Source organism: Bradyrhizobium centrolobii (assembly GCF_001641635.1).
Lineage (GTDB): Bacteria > Pseudomonadota > Alphaproteobacteria > Rhizobiales > Xanthobacteraceae > Bradyrhizobium > Bradyrhizobium centrolobii.
The window spans coordinates 1-15,048 of record NZ_LUUB01000107.1; the positions used below are offsets into that span (position 1 = coordinate 1).

Sequence of the window (15,048 nt, forward strand, 5' to 3'; positions counted from 1 at the left end):
GACGCGCGCGGGCGGTGCGGCCGGAGGCGGCGGGGTTGGCGTCGGCGCATGCTGCTGCGGTGCCGCTGCCGGGGGCGGAGACGGCTGCTTCGGGGCCGCAGGCGGCGGCGGAGGAGGTGCCTGATGCGTCGCAGGGGGCGGCGGAGGCGTCGGCCGAGCGGGCGCTGGTGGCGGCGGAGGCGGCGTTGGGGCATGCGGAGGCGCAGCCGTTGGCGGCGGCGCGCTCGGACGCTGGGGGGCTGCCGGCGGCGGGGTCGGTGCGGGGCGAGCGCCAGGCGGTTGTTGTGCCGGCGGACCCTTCGGTTGCTCCTTCGGCGGCTGCTTCGGTTTTCCGTCAGGCCCCGTCTCTTGCGTCTGGGCCTGCGCAACCACGAGCGGCGGCGCGCTTTGCGCGTGCGATGCGGAACTTGCGAATTGCATCGCGGTCAGAGCCGTCGTGGCAAGCAGCACGAAGCGAAGGTCAGTCATGTCGTGAAATTCCCCGGAAGGTTCTTTGACGAAGTTGAGTGATGAACAGCTACGCGTTAGGCCGCATTGTGGCGGGCGAAGACATCGCGGCTCGATTTATTTCTGCATGCAAATCATGTCATACGATCGATGTTCATTGCGCATTCAGATGCTGGTTGCAATCGCCTCATATGTGGTCGTTCGCTTTATATGAGATGCTGCGACGAATTTGCATCCGTCGCGGGATTCGGCGAGGGCGGTCCGTTCGGTCCGCGTCGTGGAATCTCTTCGGGGATATGGCCGGGCAATTCATCCGGCCGCGGCGATTCGCCGGGCTCACGCGTCGGTGGCACGATGTCGGGCTGCGGATTGCCCGGCGGGATTCCCGGCGGAGGCTCGGTCGGAGTCCCCGGTGTGGCCGGCGGAATCTCGGGCGGTTCGATCGGCATCGGCACCATCGCGATCAGTTGTCCAGAGTACGACAACGATGACGCCGCCTCGATGTTCCTTCTCGCGTGGCGTCGGAGCCGCTTTATTCCGGCGCGTGACAGACGGCCTCGATGTTGTGGCCGTCGGGATCGAGCACGAAGGCACCATAATAGTTCGGATGATAATGCGCGCGAATGCCGGGCGCTCCGTTGTCGCGGCCGCCCGCTGCGATCGCCGCCTTGTAGAAGGCGTCGACCGTGGCGCGGTCTTTCGCCAGGATCGCGACATGCACCGGCTTGTTCAGCGCGCCTTCGCCGCCGATCCAGAAATCCGGCTTGCCGTCGGCGCCGAAGCCTGCGGCCGGATCGTGGCCGGTCTGCTCCTGCGTCACTTCCATGATCAGGCTGTAGCCGAGCGGCGCCAGCGCCTTGGTGTAGAACGCTTTCGCGCGCTCATAGTCGGAGACCGGGAAGCCCATGTGATCGATCATCGCAACCTCCGTTGTTCGTCGTCGTCAGCGTGACAGGAACGTGTTGCTCCGCGTCCTGCGCGTAATCGCAAAGCCGCGCGCGACCATGTCCGCAATACAATCCTTGCGCCATTCGTTTTGTGACAGATGCTCGATCACCACAGCGCGGGGCCACAATGAGGGCGGCGCATCCCTGAAGAAGCCGATCAGCACGCGATCCTCAAAACCTTCGACGTCGATCTTCAGCGCATCGACCTTTGTAACGCCGGCCTCGTCGAGGATCCGTGTCAGCCGCAACGACGGCACATTGATGGCATCAGCGCTGGCTGTGCCTGTGACGACGCGACTGGCGCCGAGATTGCCGCCGCCGGTCTCGATCATCAACTCGCCGTCGCTGTCGCCCGCGGCGGCCTGCACCAGGCGAACCTGCGTGGCTCTCGATGCGGCGTGGTTGAAAGAGAGCCGCGCGAAGGTCGTGGGATGCGGCTCGATTGCGACGACCTTGCCCTGCGGCCCGACCTGGTGCGCCATCACCAGCGCGAACGTGCCCACATTGGCGCCGACGTCGACGAACACGCCGCCAGCGGGCGTGTGCTGGCGCAGGAAGTCAAGCTCGTCGAGATTGTAGTCGGGATTGAACAGCGCGCCGCGCTCGGTCGCGCTGCCCTGATGATAGAAGCGGAACGAGGCGCCCTGATAGCTCACGTCGACCGGACCGCCGCGCATCAGGTTGACCAGCCGCGACAACCATGGACGGAACGCGCCGCGCTTCAGCCCCGACTGTTTTGCGAGGCGGATGATCGCGGCCTGCGCCGCATTCGGCGCAAACGCGCCGAACGGCGCGGGCGAAGGGTCGTGGTCGGGAGTCAAGCAGGCTGTCCTCGTTGCAAGTGGCGCATGCATAGCCGGTTTTGCCGGGGACTCCAACGGCCGGCCCCGTTACCCCATCGACTCGCAAATTCACTCGGCCGCGCCGTCCCGCACCCGGCGCAGGCGTGCGGTCCGGTGCAGCACGCGCGACAGTTCCTCGATCGAGTAGGGCTTTTGCACGAGATCGAAGCCCGCGATGCCGTCCTGTGACAGCGCCTCGCTGTAGCCCGTGGTCAGCACGACCGGCACGCCGATGCTGCGATCGCGAATCGCCTGCGCCAGATCGAGCCCGGTCATGCCGGGCATCACGACATCCGAGAATACGACATCGAAGCGACCGGCATCGATGACCAGCTCCGCGAGTGCGTCGGTGGCATTGTCGACCAGCGTGATGCTGTAACCGAGCTCGGTGAGGCCGTCGGCGGCGAAGTTGGCGAGCTCGATATTGTCCTCGATCACCAGCACCGAGATGCCGCTGCCGGTCATGGCCGGCGCGGTGTTGGGGGCCTGCCGTTGCGGCAGCACCTCCGGCGGCATACGCGGCAGATAGAGCGAGAAGGTGCTGCCCTGGGCGACCTCGCTCTCCACCGTCACCTCGCCGCCGGACTGCCTGGCGAAGCCGAACACCTGCGACAGGCCGAGACCGGTGCCGTGGCCGACCTGCTTGGTGGTGAAGAACGGCTCGAAGATGTGTCCGATCTGGCCTGCGGGAATGCCGACACCGGTATCGCTGACCGCGATGCTGACAAAGCCCCGGCTGCCGGCGTGGTGCGCCAAGGTGTCCGGAACGGTTGTCGCCGCCTGCACGGTGAAGGCGATTTTGCCCCTGCCCTGCATGGCGTCGCGCGCATTGGTCGCCATGTTGATCAGCGCCGTCTCGAACTGGCCGGCATCGGCATTGACGAGGCAAGGCTCCGCCGGCAGCCGCATCGTGATCTCGATGGCCGGTCCGAGCAGTGTGGCGAGCATGTCGTGCAGCGATTGCATTCGCGTGCCGATGTCGAATACCTCCGGCTTCAAGGTCTGCCGCCGTGCGAAGGCGAGGAGCTGCGAAGTCAGCTTGGCGGCGCGCGCCACCGCGTCCGCGATGGCGGTGATGTAGCGCTGGCGTCGCTCCTCCGGCAGCTGCGGCCGGCTCAGGAGGTCGACGGAGGCGCGGATCACGGTGAGGAGGTTGTTGAAGTCGTGCGCGACGCCGCCGGTGAGCTGTCCGAGCGCTTCCAGGCGCTGGCTGTGCTTGAGCGCCTCTTCGGCCTCGCGCCGCCGGGCGGCTTCGGCCTGGAGATGCTGCGTGCGCCGGAACGCCAGCGCCAGCAGCAGAAACAGCAGCGCGGTGGCGGGAACGCCGAACACCAGATGCTGGCCCATCGTGGCGTACCAGCGCGCGCGGATCGCCGAGGTTTCCAGCCCGGCGCTGACATAGATCGGATATTCGGCGACGCGCCGGTAGCCGATGCGCCGCTCGATGCCGTCCGACGGCCAGGCGATGGTGATGAGGCCGTGGTCGGGGCTGGCCGCGATCTTCTGGCCGACCGGTCCGCTGGGATCGAGCCGGACGTCACGGTCGAGCTGCGGAAAATGCGCCAGCACCACGCCGTCCGTGCGGCCCATGGCGAAGAAGCTGCCGGGATCGGAGCCGATCCGGGCGTAGAAGCTCTCGAAATATTCCGGCAGGACGGACGCCTGGATCACACCGACGAAGCGGCCGTCGTCGGAATCGCGGCGGCGGCTCACCCCGAAGAAGCGGGCGCCCTGATAGGGCGCCCGCGGCGTCAGGGGCGTGCCGATATAGGTGCCGATGTTCTGGTCAACATGGGCATAGAAGTAATCCCGGTCGGCGAAGATCAGCTCCGGCGGCGGCGAGGCGAGGCTGTTGACCAGCGATCGTCCTTCCGCGTCGAAAATCCAGGCCGATTTGAGCTGCGGCAGCGAATCGGTCAGCCGCTTCAGGCGGCGGTGTAGCGTCGGCTCGCGTGAGCGGACGACGTCGTCGGGAATGCCGCGCACGACCTCGTTGAGTTCGGCGAGGCTGCGGTCAATGGTCTCGAACACCTTGAGCGCATGCTCATGCGCGACATCGAGCGTGCGCTCGATCTCGCGGTCGGCGATGTCCCTGGTCGAGGTGTAGGAGATCGTGGAGGCGATCACGAACAGCGCAATCGGCAGCGCCAGGGATGCAACCATCATCCACTGCAACAACCTCAGCGAGTTGCGTTGCGCTCCCTGCACAGTCGCTCCGGTCCCTCACCGGAGAGCTTACTTGAATTTCCCGTAAGGAAGGAAGCGGCTTGTGACTGGAACCTTTGGTTGTAATCCGCCGATTCGCCCGCGACGCGGGTCGCGGCAAATTCTACTCAAACTGGCGCTGACCGCAGCACGCCCCGGCCGTCCCGGCCGGGGATCGAAGCATGAAAATAAGGCTAGATCTGTCGCTCGACCATCTTGAGCTTCAGCTCGGCAATGGCCTCCGCCGGGTTTAGGCCCTTCGGGCAGGCCTTGGCGCAGTTCATGATGGTGTGGCAGCGGTAGAGCCGGAACGGGTCCTCGAGATTGTCGAGCCGCTCGCCGGTCGCCTCGTCGCGGGAATCGGAGACCCAGCGGTTGGCCTGGAGCAGCGCGGCGGGGCCGAGATAGCGCTCGCTGTTCCACCAGTAGCTCGGGCACGAGGTCGAGCAGCAGGCGCAGAGGATGCACTCGTAGAGGCCGTCGAGCTTCTCGCGATCCTCGTGGCTCTGGCGCCATTCCTTCTGCGGCGTCGGCGAGGTCGTCTTCAGCCACGGCTCGACGGAAGCATACTGCGCGTAGAAATTGGTGAGGTCGGGGACGAGGTCCTTGACGACGGGCTGGTGCGGCAGCGGATTGATCTTCACCGCGCCGTCCTTCACGTCGTGCATCGAGCGGGTGCAGGCGAGCGTGTTCTGTCCGTCGATGTTCATGGCGCAGGAACCGCACACGCCTTCGCGGCAGGACCGGCGGAAGGTCAGCGACGGGTCGATGTGGTTCTTGATCCAGATCAGGCCGTCCAGCACCATCGGACCGCAGTCGTTGGTGTCGACGTAATAGGTGTCGATGCTCGGATTCTTGCCGTCGTCCGGGTTCCAGCGATAGACGCGGAATTCGCGAAGCTCAGTCGCGCCCGCGGGCTTCGGCCAGGTCTTGCCGCCTGATATCTTCGAGTTCTTCGGAAGTGCGAATTCAACCATTAGTCCTGCCTCTGGTTCTCCGCGTCACAGCCGGGCTAAAGCGCGAAGCACGTCTTCACCCAAGAGTCCGGCAATCCATCCCTTTTGGAAGATGGATGCGCGGGTCAAGCCCGCGCATGACGAGTCTTGATCAGTACACGCGCGCCTTCGGCGGGATGTACTGCACGTCGTTGGTCATGGTGTAGTTGTGCACCGGACGGTACTCGATCTTGACCTTGCCGGCGTCATCCAGCCAGGCCAGCGTGTGCTTCATCCAGTTCTTGTCGTCGCGCTCGGCAAAATCCTCGCGGGCATGCGCGCCGCGGCTCTCGGTGCGGTTGGCGGCCGAGTTCATCGTCACCACCGCCTGCGAGATCAGATTGTCGAACTCGAGCGTCTCGACCAGGTCGGAATTCCACACCAGCGAGCGGTCGGAGACGGCGATGTCGGTGATGCCGCTGTGGACCTTCTGGATCAGGTTCTGGCCTTCGCTCAAAACTTCGCCGGTGCGGAACACGGCGCAGTTGTTCTGCATCACGTGCTGCATGCCCTCGCGCAGCTTCGCGGTCGGCGTGCCGCCGGAGGCGTAGCGGTAATGGTCGAGGCGGCCGAGCGCCATTTCGGCCGAGTTCGCCGGCAGCTCCGGCTGGCTGGCATTGGCCGTGAGTTTTTCGGCCAGCCGCAACGCGGCGGCGCGGCCGAACACCACGAGGTCGATCAGCGAGTTGGAGCCGAGGCGGTTGGCGCCGTGCACGGAGACGCAGGCCGCTTCGCCGATCGCCATCAGGCCGGGGATCACGGCGTTGTCGTCGCCGTCCTTCTTGGTCAGCACCTCGCCGTGATAGTTCGTCGGGATGCCGCCCATGTTGTAGTGCACGGTCGGCACGATCGGGATCGGCTCGCGCGTCACGTCGACATTGGCGAAGATCTTTGCGGATTCGGAGATGCCCGGCAGCCGCTCGGCCAGCACCGCGGGATCGAGGTGGTCGAGATGCAGGAAGATGTGGTCCTTCTTCTTGCCGACGCCGCGGCCTTCGCGGATCTCGATGGTCATCGCGCGCGAGACGACGTCACGCGAGGCGAGGTCCTTGGCCGACGGCGCGTAGCGCTCCATGAAGCGCTCGCCTTCGGAGTTGACGAGATAGCCGCCTTCGCCGCGCGCGCCTTCGGTAACGAGACAGCCCGAGCCGTAGATGCCGGTCGGGTGGAACTGCACGAACTCCATATCCTGCAGCGGCAGGCCTGCGCGCAGCACCATGCCGCCGCCGTCACCGGTGCATGTGTGCGCCGAGGTGCAGGAGGCATAGGCGCGGCCGTAGCCGCCGGTCGCCAGAATCGTGGTCTGGGCGCGGAAGCGGTGCAGCGTGCCGTCGTCGAGCTTGAGCGCGATCACGCCGCGGCAGACGCCCTGGTCGTCCATGATCAGGTCGATGGCGAAGAACTCGATGAAGAACTCGGCCGCGTGACGCAGCGACTGGCCGTACATCGTGTGCAGCATGGCGTGGCCGGTGCGGTCGGCGGCGGCGCAGGTGCGCTGCGCCTGGCCTTTGCCGTAGTCCATGGTCATGCCGCCGAACGGGCGCTGATAGATCTTGCCGTCCTCGGTGCGCGAGAACGGCACGCCCCAATGCTCGAGCTCGTAGACCGCCTCGGGCGCGTTGCGCACCATGTATTCGATCGCGTCCTGGTCGCCGAGCCAGTCCGACCCCTTCACGGTGTCGTACATGTGCCAGCGCCAGTCGTCCTTGTGCATGTTGCCGAGCGAGGCAGAAATGCCGCCCTGTGCCGCGACCGTATGCGAGCGCGTCGGGAATACCTTGGTGATGCAGGCCGTGCGCAGGCCGGCCTCGCTGCAGCCGACCACGGCGCGCAAGCCCGCGCCGCCGGCGCCGACCACGACGACGTCATAGGTGTGGTCTTCGATCGGGTAGGCTTTTCCGTTGGTGGCGGGAGCGCCGTTGCCCTTGCCATTCGTCGCTGCGGCCATGGGTTACACTCCGGAGGACAGTTTCAGGATCGCGTAGATCGAGGCGAGCGCCACGGCGATCGAGAAGAAATTGTTGAGCATCATCGAAACGAGCTTCAGCTTCTCGTTATGGACGTAGTCGTTGATCACCTCCTGCATGCCGATCTTCATGTGCCAGGCGCTGGCGATGATGAAGAGCAGCATGATCACTGCGATCGGCAGCGAGCCGAGAATCTGCGCGGCGCCGGCCTGGTTGCGGCCGAGCAGCATCATGATGATCACCAGCACCGGGATCATGAGGAGCGTCATCGCGACACCGGTGAGGCGCTGGCGCCAGAAATCGGACGTGCCCGAATGCGCGGCGCCGAGATTGCGGACGCGGCCGAGCGGGGTGCGCATGCTGCGCTTCGGCGTATCGGTCGAGCTCATCGTCCACCTCCGATCGCGTAGGCGATGATCCAGATCAGCACCGTCAGCACGATGCCGCCGATCAGCGCGGCCCAGGTCAGCGCCTCGCGCTCATTGGCCTTGAAACCAAAGCCGAGGTCCCACACGAAGTGCCGGATGCCGCTCAACATATGGTGCATCAGCGCCCAAGTGTAGCCGAACACGATCAGGCGCCCGATGATGCTGCCGGTGAAAGCCTGGACGTTGGCATACGCCGCGGGGCCCGAGGCGGCTGCGATCAGCCACCAGGCGAGCAGCAGGGTTCCAACATACAGGGCAATACCGGTGGCGCGGTGGACGATGGACAGCGCCATCGTCAGCGTCCAGCGGTAGGTTTGCAGGTGTGGTGAAAGCGGTCGTTCGATCCGTGCGGTCATGGGCTTTGATGTTTTATTGCGGCCCAGCAAGGGCGCGCGGGGATCGCGAAAGGTCGGCCCTATTTACGGAGTCGAATCTATCCACGCAATCACCAAATCGCCATAAAGCGAACGCCGGTTCATTGCTACAACCATGAGAAACAAGGCTGATCAGGGGCTTGGTATACCAGAGCGCCACTCTTGCCTAAAGTAACGAACATAGAATCATTTCTTTCGGAGCCACCTCAATCCGCATTGAAATCACTATTGGAACGCCTCTAAAGCCATTGCCGCGAGGTCTTTCGCTTTTGCATCGAGGTTCCGAGCCGAACCAGGGCCGCCGCTCCCGAGGCCCTCGTCACGTGGCGTGTCCCGTCACTGTCCGGCATCGCGAGGGATATGCGCATCCCGCAATCCACCCAGCCAGAAGACTTAACCGGACACCTGCGATTGCGCCGGCCGGAATCCGCGGACGGACTTACTCGCACTCCGCCGAATCGAAGGGGCGGTTCTTGCGCCAGTGTTCGACGAGGAAATCCACGAAGGCCCGGATTTTCGCCGATCCTCGACGAGACGGCTCATAAAGCGCATGAAGCGGCGCGGCCGCCGGCTCGTACTCCCTGAGGACGCGGCACAGCCGCCCTTCGGCCAGCTCCGCGTCGACCTGCCACGACGGCACGCGGACGATGCCTGCGCCGTTCCGCGCGGCCGTGACAAGCGCATCGAGGCTGTTGACCCAGAGCCGGCCCGATATGCGCACCCGGGACGCGGTCTTCGCATCGCGACCGAATCGCCAAAGGGCAACGCCCGGCGTGTCGGAAAACACGAGGCAGTCATGCTGGAGAAGATCCGATGGAGCCTGCGGCGTGCCGCAGCGCGCCAGATAGTCCGGCGAAGCGCAATGGATCATCTGCACCTCGGCCAGCTTTCGCGTGACGAGCTGCGAATCCGGCAACCGTCCGACACGGAGCGCCAGATGGACATCCTCCTCGACCAGCTCGACGCGGCGATCGACCAGCAACAGCTCGACCGAGAGCGATGGATAGCGGCACAGGAAGTTCCCCAGCAGCGGTGAAATCAGCAGGCGTCCCATCAATGATGGTGCGCTGACGCGCAGGCGTCCCGACGGCTCCCCGCGCGTGCCCGCCAGCGCTTCCTCGATCTCCCTGACATCGCCGAGGATCGATCGGGCGCGCTCATAGAGGATGCGCCCCTCTTCCGTGAGCGCCAGCTGTCGCGTCGTTCGCACCAAGAGGCGCGTGCCGAAATGCTGCTCCAGCGCGGTGATCTGCCGGCTCACCGATGTCAGCGAACTCGGCAACGCCCTCGCCGCAGCGGACAGGCTTCCGGCGTCCACCACCTGGACGAAGGTCGCCATGGCCTCGAGCTGGTCCATGCTCATCCTTCCACGATTCGCAAGCTAGCCTACCCAGCCTCGCGCATAGTCGCGGAATGTGAAAGGGTCTATGGACGTCCGACAATTGGGAACCAAGCTTGGACGTGCTGATGGCGGGCCTTGATATTGCGGAGATCGTGGAGCTGGCGCTGCTGCTGATCGTGGTCGGCGCGCTCTCCGGCTTCCTCGCCGGCTTGTTCGGTATCGGCGGCGGCGCCATCCTGGTGCCGGTGTTCTACGAATGCTTCCGCATCGCCGGCGTGCCGCTGGAGGTGAGGATGCCGCTCTGCGTCGGCACATCGCTCGCCGTGATCATCCCGACCTCGATCCGTTCGTTCCAGGCGCACTACAAGCGCGGTGCGGTCGACATGAGCATCCTGCGCGTCTGGTGGCTGCCGATCGTGACCGGCGTCGTCGCCGGTAGCGTGATCGCGCGCTACGCGCCGGAGCGGCTGTTCAAGATCGTGTTCGTCTGCGTCGCCTATTCGGCCGCCACGCGACTCATCTTCGCGCGCGAGACCTGGAAGTTCGGCGACGACCTGCCGAAGGGCCCCTTGATGCGCGTTTACGGCTTCTGCGTCGGCATCCTGTCGACGCTGATGGGGATCGGCGGTGGCCTGTTCTCGAACCTGCTGATGACCTTCTACGGCCGTCCGATCCATCAGGCGGTCGCGACCTCGTCCGCGCTCGCCGTGCTGATCTCGATCCCCGGCGCGCTCGGCTACATCTATGCCGGCTGGCCGGCCGCGGCGACCTATCCCGCCGTCGCAGCCCTGCAAGTCCCGTTCGCGCTCGGTTACGTCTCGCTGATCGGCGCCGTGCTGGTGATGCCCATGAGCCTCGTCACAGCGCCGCTCGGCGTGAAAGCGGCGCATGCGATGTCCAAGCGCACGCTGGAAGTCGCGTTCGGCGGCTATCTGTTCATTGTCGGCAGCAGGTTTGTGATGAGCCTGGTGGGCGGACAATGATGAGCTTGGGCAAAGTGCACGCCACGCACTCAGGTGTCATTGCCCGCGTAGGCGGGCAATCCAGTATTCCAGAGACGGCAGTGATTGAACCGAGAGGCCGCGGCGTACTAGATGCCCCGGTCAAGCCGGGATGACAGTGTGTGGGGCGTTTAGCAGCTCGCGCCACAACTTCTCCCTGGGGTAATGGGTTCCTGGCTTTCGCCAGGACGACGGCGGGAGTGCGGCGCGGTCCTGCAGTTACGTCGGACCTATTTCTTCGCGTAAATATCCTTGTACGTATCCCGCAGAATATTCTTCTGCACCTTGCCCATCGTGTTGCGCGGCAGCTCGTCGACGACGAAGACGCGCTTGGGCATCTTGAATTTTGCCAGCCGTCCGTCGAGTGCCTTGAGCACCGACGATTCGCTGACGTCAGCCCCCTTGTTGCAGACGACGACGGCAGTCACGCCCTCGCCGAAATCGGCATGCGGCACGCCGATCACGGCGGACTCGATCACGCCGGGCATGGTGTCGATCTCGGTCTCGATTTCCTTCGGATAGACGTTGAAGCCACCGGAGATCACGAGATCCTTGCCGCGGCCGAGAATATGAACATAGCCCTGGGCGTCGATCTTGCCGAGGTCGCCAGTGATGAAGAAGCCGTCGGGACGGAATTCGGATTTCGTCTTCTCCGGCATGCGCCAGTAGCCCTTGAACACGTTGGGGCCCTTGACCTCGATCATGCCGATCTCGTCGCGCGGCAGCTCCTTGCCGGTCTCGGGATCGGTGACGCGCACGGAGACGCCGGGCAGCGGGAAGCCGACCGCGCCGGGCACGCGCTCACCGTCATAGGGGTTCGACGTGTTCATGTTGGTCTCGGTCATCCCGTAGCGTTCGAGCACCGCATGGCCCGTGCGCGCCGACCATTCGCGGTGGGTCTCGGCGAGCAGCGGCGCCGAGCCGGAGATGAACAGCCGCATCTGCTTGGTCGTCTCGCGCGACAGCGCGGGATTTTGCAAGAGGCGCGTGTAGAAGGTCGGCACGCCCATCAGCACCGTGGCGCGCGCCATCAGCTTGATGATGAGCTCGGAGTCGAGCTTCGGCAGGAAGATCATCGACGCCCGGGCAAACAGCGTCACGTTGGTCGCCACGAACAGGCCGTGGGTGTGATAGATCGGCAGCGCGTGGATCAGCACGTCCTTGTCGGTGAAGCGCCAGTACCCGACGAGGCTCAGCGAGTTCGATGCGAGATTGTCGTGGGTGAGCATCGCGCCCTTGGAACGGCCGGTGGTGCCGGACGTGTAGAGGATGGCGGCGAGATCGTCGCCCGCGCGCGGCACCGTGGTGAATTCGCTGCTCGCGTTGTCGGCGGCTTCCGTCAGCGAGCCCTTGCCGTCGGGCCCGAGCGTCTCGACCTTGGCCTTCACCTTGGCGGCGATCGGGGCGAGACCCTCGGCCTTTGAGGGATCGCAGACCACCAGCGAAGGCTCGGCATCGCCGATGAAGTAGTCGAGCTCGTTCAGCGTATAGGCAGTATTGAGCGGCAGGTAGACCGCACCGGCCCGCACGGTCGCCAGATACAGCACGATGTTGGCGACGGATTTCTCCACCTGCACCGCGACGCGGTCGCCGGGCTTGACGCCGCGCGCGACCAGCACATTCGCCATTTGCCCAGCGCGCGCGATCAGATCGCCATAGCTGATGCGGCCCCCGTCATGCGTCTCGATCGCGAGGCGCGCAGGGCTGTCGAGGCCGTCGAACAGGCGGGAAAACAGGTTGGCGTTGGCTGGTTGGTTCATGCAAGATTTCCTCGACCGCAGGGCTTGTAAAACAAGGCCGGTCAAAACCGAGGGCTGGATTAGCAAAAACCGCCCCAAAGAAGCAACGGAGACAGTTTGCATGACCAAAAACGGGAAACGCGTGGCCTGGGTCACCGGCGGCGGCAGCGGGATCGGGGAGGCCGGCGCCGAGGCGCTCGCGGCCGATGGCTGGACGGTGGTGGTATCCGGCCGGCGCAAGGATGCCCTGGGTGCGGTGGTTGCGAAGATCGCCAAGGCGGGCGGGGCGGCCGAGGCCGTGGCGCTCGACGTCTCGGTTGCCGCCGACGCCCAGAAGGCGGCCGATCAAATCGTCGCGAAGCATGGCCGCATCGACCTGCTCGTGAACAATGCCGGCATCAATGTCCCCAAGCGGAGCTGGAATGACCTGGAACTGGAGGGCTGGGACAAGCTCGTCCAGGTCAATCTCAACGGCGTGCTCTATTGCATGCGCGCGGTGCTGCCGACGATGCGCAAGCAGCAGGACGGTTCGATCATCAACGTCTCGTCCTGGGCCGGCCGTCACGTCTCGAAGATGCCGGGCCCGGCCTACACCACCACCAAGCATGCAGTGCTGGCGCTGACCCACTCCTTCAACATGGACGAATGCGTCAACGGCCTGCGCGCCTGCTGCCTGATGCCGGGTGAGGTCGCTACCCCAATCCTGAAGCTGCGCCCCGTCGTGCCGAGCGAGGAAGAGCAGGCCAGGATGCTGCAATCCGAAGATCTGGGCCGCACCATCGCGTTCATCGCGAGCATGCCGCCGCGCGTCTGCATCAACGAGCTGCTGATCAGCCCGACGTACAATCGCGGGTTCATTCAGACGCCGCAAAGCAGGGACTAGCAGCACACGTAGTCCTGTAGGGTGTGCAAAGCGAAGCGTGCCCAGCACGCGCATCTCAATCGTGGAAGGATGGTGGGCACGGCGCGTTCGCGCCTTTGCCCACCCTACAGCGCCGAGGTGCGTAGCACGCGCCACATTCTCCACTCGTCGTCCCGGACAAGCGTAAGCGCAGATCCGGGACCCATAACACAGGATTGGGTTTGGCGAAGACTCGTGGTTATCAGTCCGCGCCACAACTTCTCCCTGGGGCTATGGGTCCCGGGCTCGCGACTTCGTCGCGCCCCGGGACGACAGTGGAGAACGTGGCGCAGTCATGCCATCACACGAAATGCCTCCCGCAAAGTTTCACGCATCACAAAGAGTTTTCGTCCGAAACCGTCTCGCAAATCCTCCCGTAGTTCGGGCCAACGACGCTGCTGCCCCACGTCAAACGGTCGCAGTCGCCGTTGTTACCCAACTCGAACGCCGGCCACTGCCGGTCACAATCCAATCGGGAGACTCTTCATGTCGAAGCGCATTGCCTATCTCGCTGCCGCGGCTTTCAGCGCCCTGGCCATCACCGCGACCGTCGTCGCACCCGTCCGCGCCGAGGAGAAGACCGTCATGGTCGGCGGCGCGGCGATGTTCCCCTCCAAGAACATCATCCAGAATGCCGTCAACTCGAAGGACCACACCACGCTGGTGGCGGCGGTGAAGGCGGCCGGTCTCGTGCAGACGCTGGAAGGCAAGGGCCCGTTCACGGTGTTCGCACCGACCAACTCCGCCTTCGGCAAGCTGCCGGCCGGCACCGTCGACACCCTGGTCAAGCCCGAGAACAAGGCGACGCTGACCAAGATCCTCACCTACCATGTCGTGCCCGGCAAGCTCGAGGCCTCCGATCTCACCGACGGCAAGAAGCTGAAGACCGCCGAAGGCGAGGAACTCACGGTCAAGAAGATGGACGGCAAGACCTGGATCGTCGACGCCAAGGGCGGCACTTCGATGGTGACGATCACCAACGTCAACCAGTCGAACGGCGTGATCCACGTAGTCGACACCGTACTGATGCCGGCGACGTAACACCGCGCAGGCCTGTTTCATCCCCCAGACAGGATGCGGCGAAACGGCGAGCCGGGGGCACCCGGCTCGCTTTATTGTGACCACGATAGCTCGCCGGCATCGATTCGATAGCGGGCGGGGCGTAACGAAAGCGGAATGACCGGCGTATATCTACTGACACACGACGACCAGAACGGAACCATCATGTCGAGCCTCACCGTAACCGACGAGCAGGTCAGGGCCACCCCGGCCAAAGTGATCCAGCCGGCCTGGGTCCGGGTCATGCACTGGATCAACGCCCTCGCCATGATCCTGATGATCATGTCGGGCTGGCAGATCTACAACGCCTCGCCGCTGTTCAACTTCAGCTTCTCCCGCGACATCACCCTCGGTGGCTGGCTCGGCGGCGCACTGCTCTGGCACTTTGCCGCGATGTGGCTGCTCATGATCAACGGGCTCGCCTATCTCATCACCGGGCTAGCCACCGGCCGCTTCCGCAGGAAGCTGCTGCCGATCTCACCTGCGGGCGTGATCGGTGACGTCAAGGCGGCGCTGACCTTCAAGCTCAGCCATGACGACCTCACCGTCTACAATTACGTCCAGCGCCTGCTCTATGCCGGCATCATCGTGGTCGGCATCCTCATTGTCCTGTCCGGCCTGTCGATCTGGAAGCCGGTGCAGCTCTACTATCTGGTGATGCTGTTCGGCGACTATCCGACCGCGCGCTACGTTCATTTCTTCTGCATGGCCGCGATCTGCGTCTTCCTCGTGATCCACGTTGCGCTGGCGCTGCTCGTGCCGAAGAGCCTGCGCGCCATGGTCATCGGCCGCTGAGGAGGA

14 protein-coding genes are annotated in these 15,048 nt (G+C 64.8%); 4 read left to right on the top strand and 10 right to left on the bottom strand.

The genetic code is table 11. The annotated features are described in order from the left end of the window. Nucleotides 1-653: 653 nt before the first annotated feature. The 9 genes from AYJ54_RS53115 to AYJ54_RS39140 all read right to left on the bottom strand — a co-directional run bounded on the left by AYJ54_RS53115 (nt 654) and on the right by AYJ54_RS39140 (nt 9,562). Nucleotides 654-896: a hypothetical protein gene (locus AYJ54_RS53115; protein WP_063707933.1), complete on the bottom strand. Its 243-nt coding sequence runs from the start codon at nt 894-896 to the stop codon at nt 654-656. Between the two features lie 83 nt (nt 897-979). Further along, entirely contained in the window at nt 980-1,366 is a 387-nt protein-coding gene (locus tag AYJ54_RS39105; RefSeq protein ID WP_063707832.1) for a VOC family protein, read from the bottom strand. Nucleotides 1,367-1,390: 24 nt separating this feature from the next. Continuing rightward, entirely contained in the window at nt 1,391-2,248 is an 858-nt protein-coding gene (locus AYJ54_RS39110; protein WP_136624237.1) for an FkbM family methyltransferase, read from the bottom strand. Between the two features lie 57 nt (nt 2,249-2,305). Further along, entirely contained in the window at nt 2,306-4,444 is a 2,139-nt protein-coding gene (locus tag AYJ54_RS39115) for a hybrid sensor histidine kinase/response regulator (protein WP_063707834.1), read from the bottom strand. 191 nt (nt 4,445-4,635) lie between these two features. Further along, nucleotides 4,636-5,418 (bottom strand): succinate dehydrogenase iron-sulfur subunit, encoded by a 783-nt coding sequence (locus AYJ54_RS39120; RefSeq protein WP_063707835.1) that lies wholly within the window; start codon nt 5,416-5,418, stop codon nt 4,636-4,638. 130 nt (nt 5,419-5,548) lie between these two features. Then, nucleotides 5,549-7,384 (bottom strand): succinate dehydrogenase flavoprotein subunit, encoded by a 1,836-nt coding sequence (gene sdhA, locus AYJ54_RS39125; RefSeq protein WP_063707836.1) that lies wholly within the window; start codon nt 7,382-7,384, stop codon nt 5,549-5,551. A 3-nt stretch (nt 7,385-7,387) separates the two neighbouring features. Continuing rightward, on the bottom strand, nt 7,388-7,792 hold the full coding sequence (gene sdhD, locus AYJ54_RS39130; RefSeq protein WP_063707837.1) for a succinate dehydrogenase, hydrophobic membrane anchor protein: 405 nt from the start codon (nt 7,790-7,792) through the stop codon (nt 7,388-7,390). Then, complete coding sequence (sdhC, locus tag AYJ54_RS39135) at nt 7,789-8,187, bottom strand: succinate dehydrogenase, cytochrome b556 subunit (protein ID WP_063707838.1); 399 nt, start codon at nt 8,185-8,187, stop codon at nt 7,789-7,791. Before sdhC ends, sdhD begins: the two co-directional genes overlap by 4 nt. 457 nt (nt 8,188-8,644) lie before the next feature. Next, entirely contained in the window at nt 8,645-9,562 is a 918-nt protein-coding gene (locus AYJ54_RS39140; protein ID WP_063707839.1) for a LysR family transcriptional regulator, read from the bottom strand. Between the two features lie 107 nt (nt 9,563-9,669). Between AYJ54_RS39140 and AYJ54_RS39145 the strand changes: the two genes are divergently transcribed. Further along, nucleotides 9,670-10,530 carry a sulfite exporter TauE/SafE family protein gene (locus AYJ54_RS39145; RefSeq protein ID WP_063707934.1) on the top strand — a complete coding sequence of 287 codons (861 nt, stop codon included), beginning with the start codon at nt 9,670-9,672 and terminating at the stop codon, nt 10,528-10,530. A 248-nt stretch (nt 10,531-10,778) separates the two neighbouring features. Here the strand turns inward: AYJ54_RS39145 and AYJ54_RS39150 are convergent, their stop codons facing one another. Next, the gene (locus tag AYJ54_RS39150; protein ID WP_063707840.1) at nt 10,779-12,308 is read right to left on the bottom strand and encodes a malonate--CoA ligase; all 1,530 of its coding nucleotides are present in this window, start codon (nt 12,306-12,308) and stop codon (nt 10,779-10,781) included. 100 nt (nt 12,309-12,408) lie between these two features. Here AYJ54_RS39150 and AYJ54_RS39155 point away from each other — a divergent pair, with 100 nt between their 5' ends. From AYJ54_RS39155 to AYJ54_RS39165, 3 genes are all read left to right on the top strand, one after another. Continuing rightward, on the top strand, nt 12,409-13,170 hold the full coding sequence (locus tag AYJ54_RS39155; protein WP_063707841.1) for an SDR family oxidoreductase: 762 nt from the start codon (nt 12,409-12,411) through the stop codon (nt 13,168-13,170). A 504-nt stretch (nt 13,171-13,674) separates the two neighbouring features. Continuing rightward, complete coding sequence (locus tag AYJ54_RS39160) at nt 13,675-14,229, top strand: fasciclin domain-containing protein (RefSeq protein ID WP_063707842.1); 555 nt, start codon at nt 13,675-13,677, stop codon at nt 14,227-14,229. A 183-nt stretch (nt 14,230-14,412) separates the two neighbouring features. Then, the gene (locus AYJ54_RS39165) at nt 14,413-15,042 is read left to right on the top strand and encodes a cytochrome b/b6 domain-containing protein (protein WP_063707935.1); all 630 of its coding nucleotides are present in this window, start codon (nt 14,413-14,415) and stop codon (nt 15,040-15,042) included. Nucleotides 15,043-15,048 lie beyond the last annotated feature (6 nt).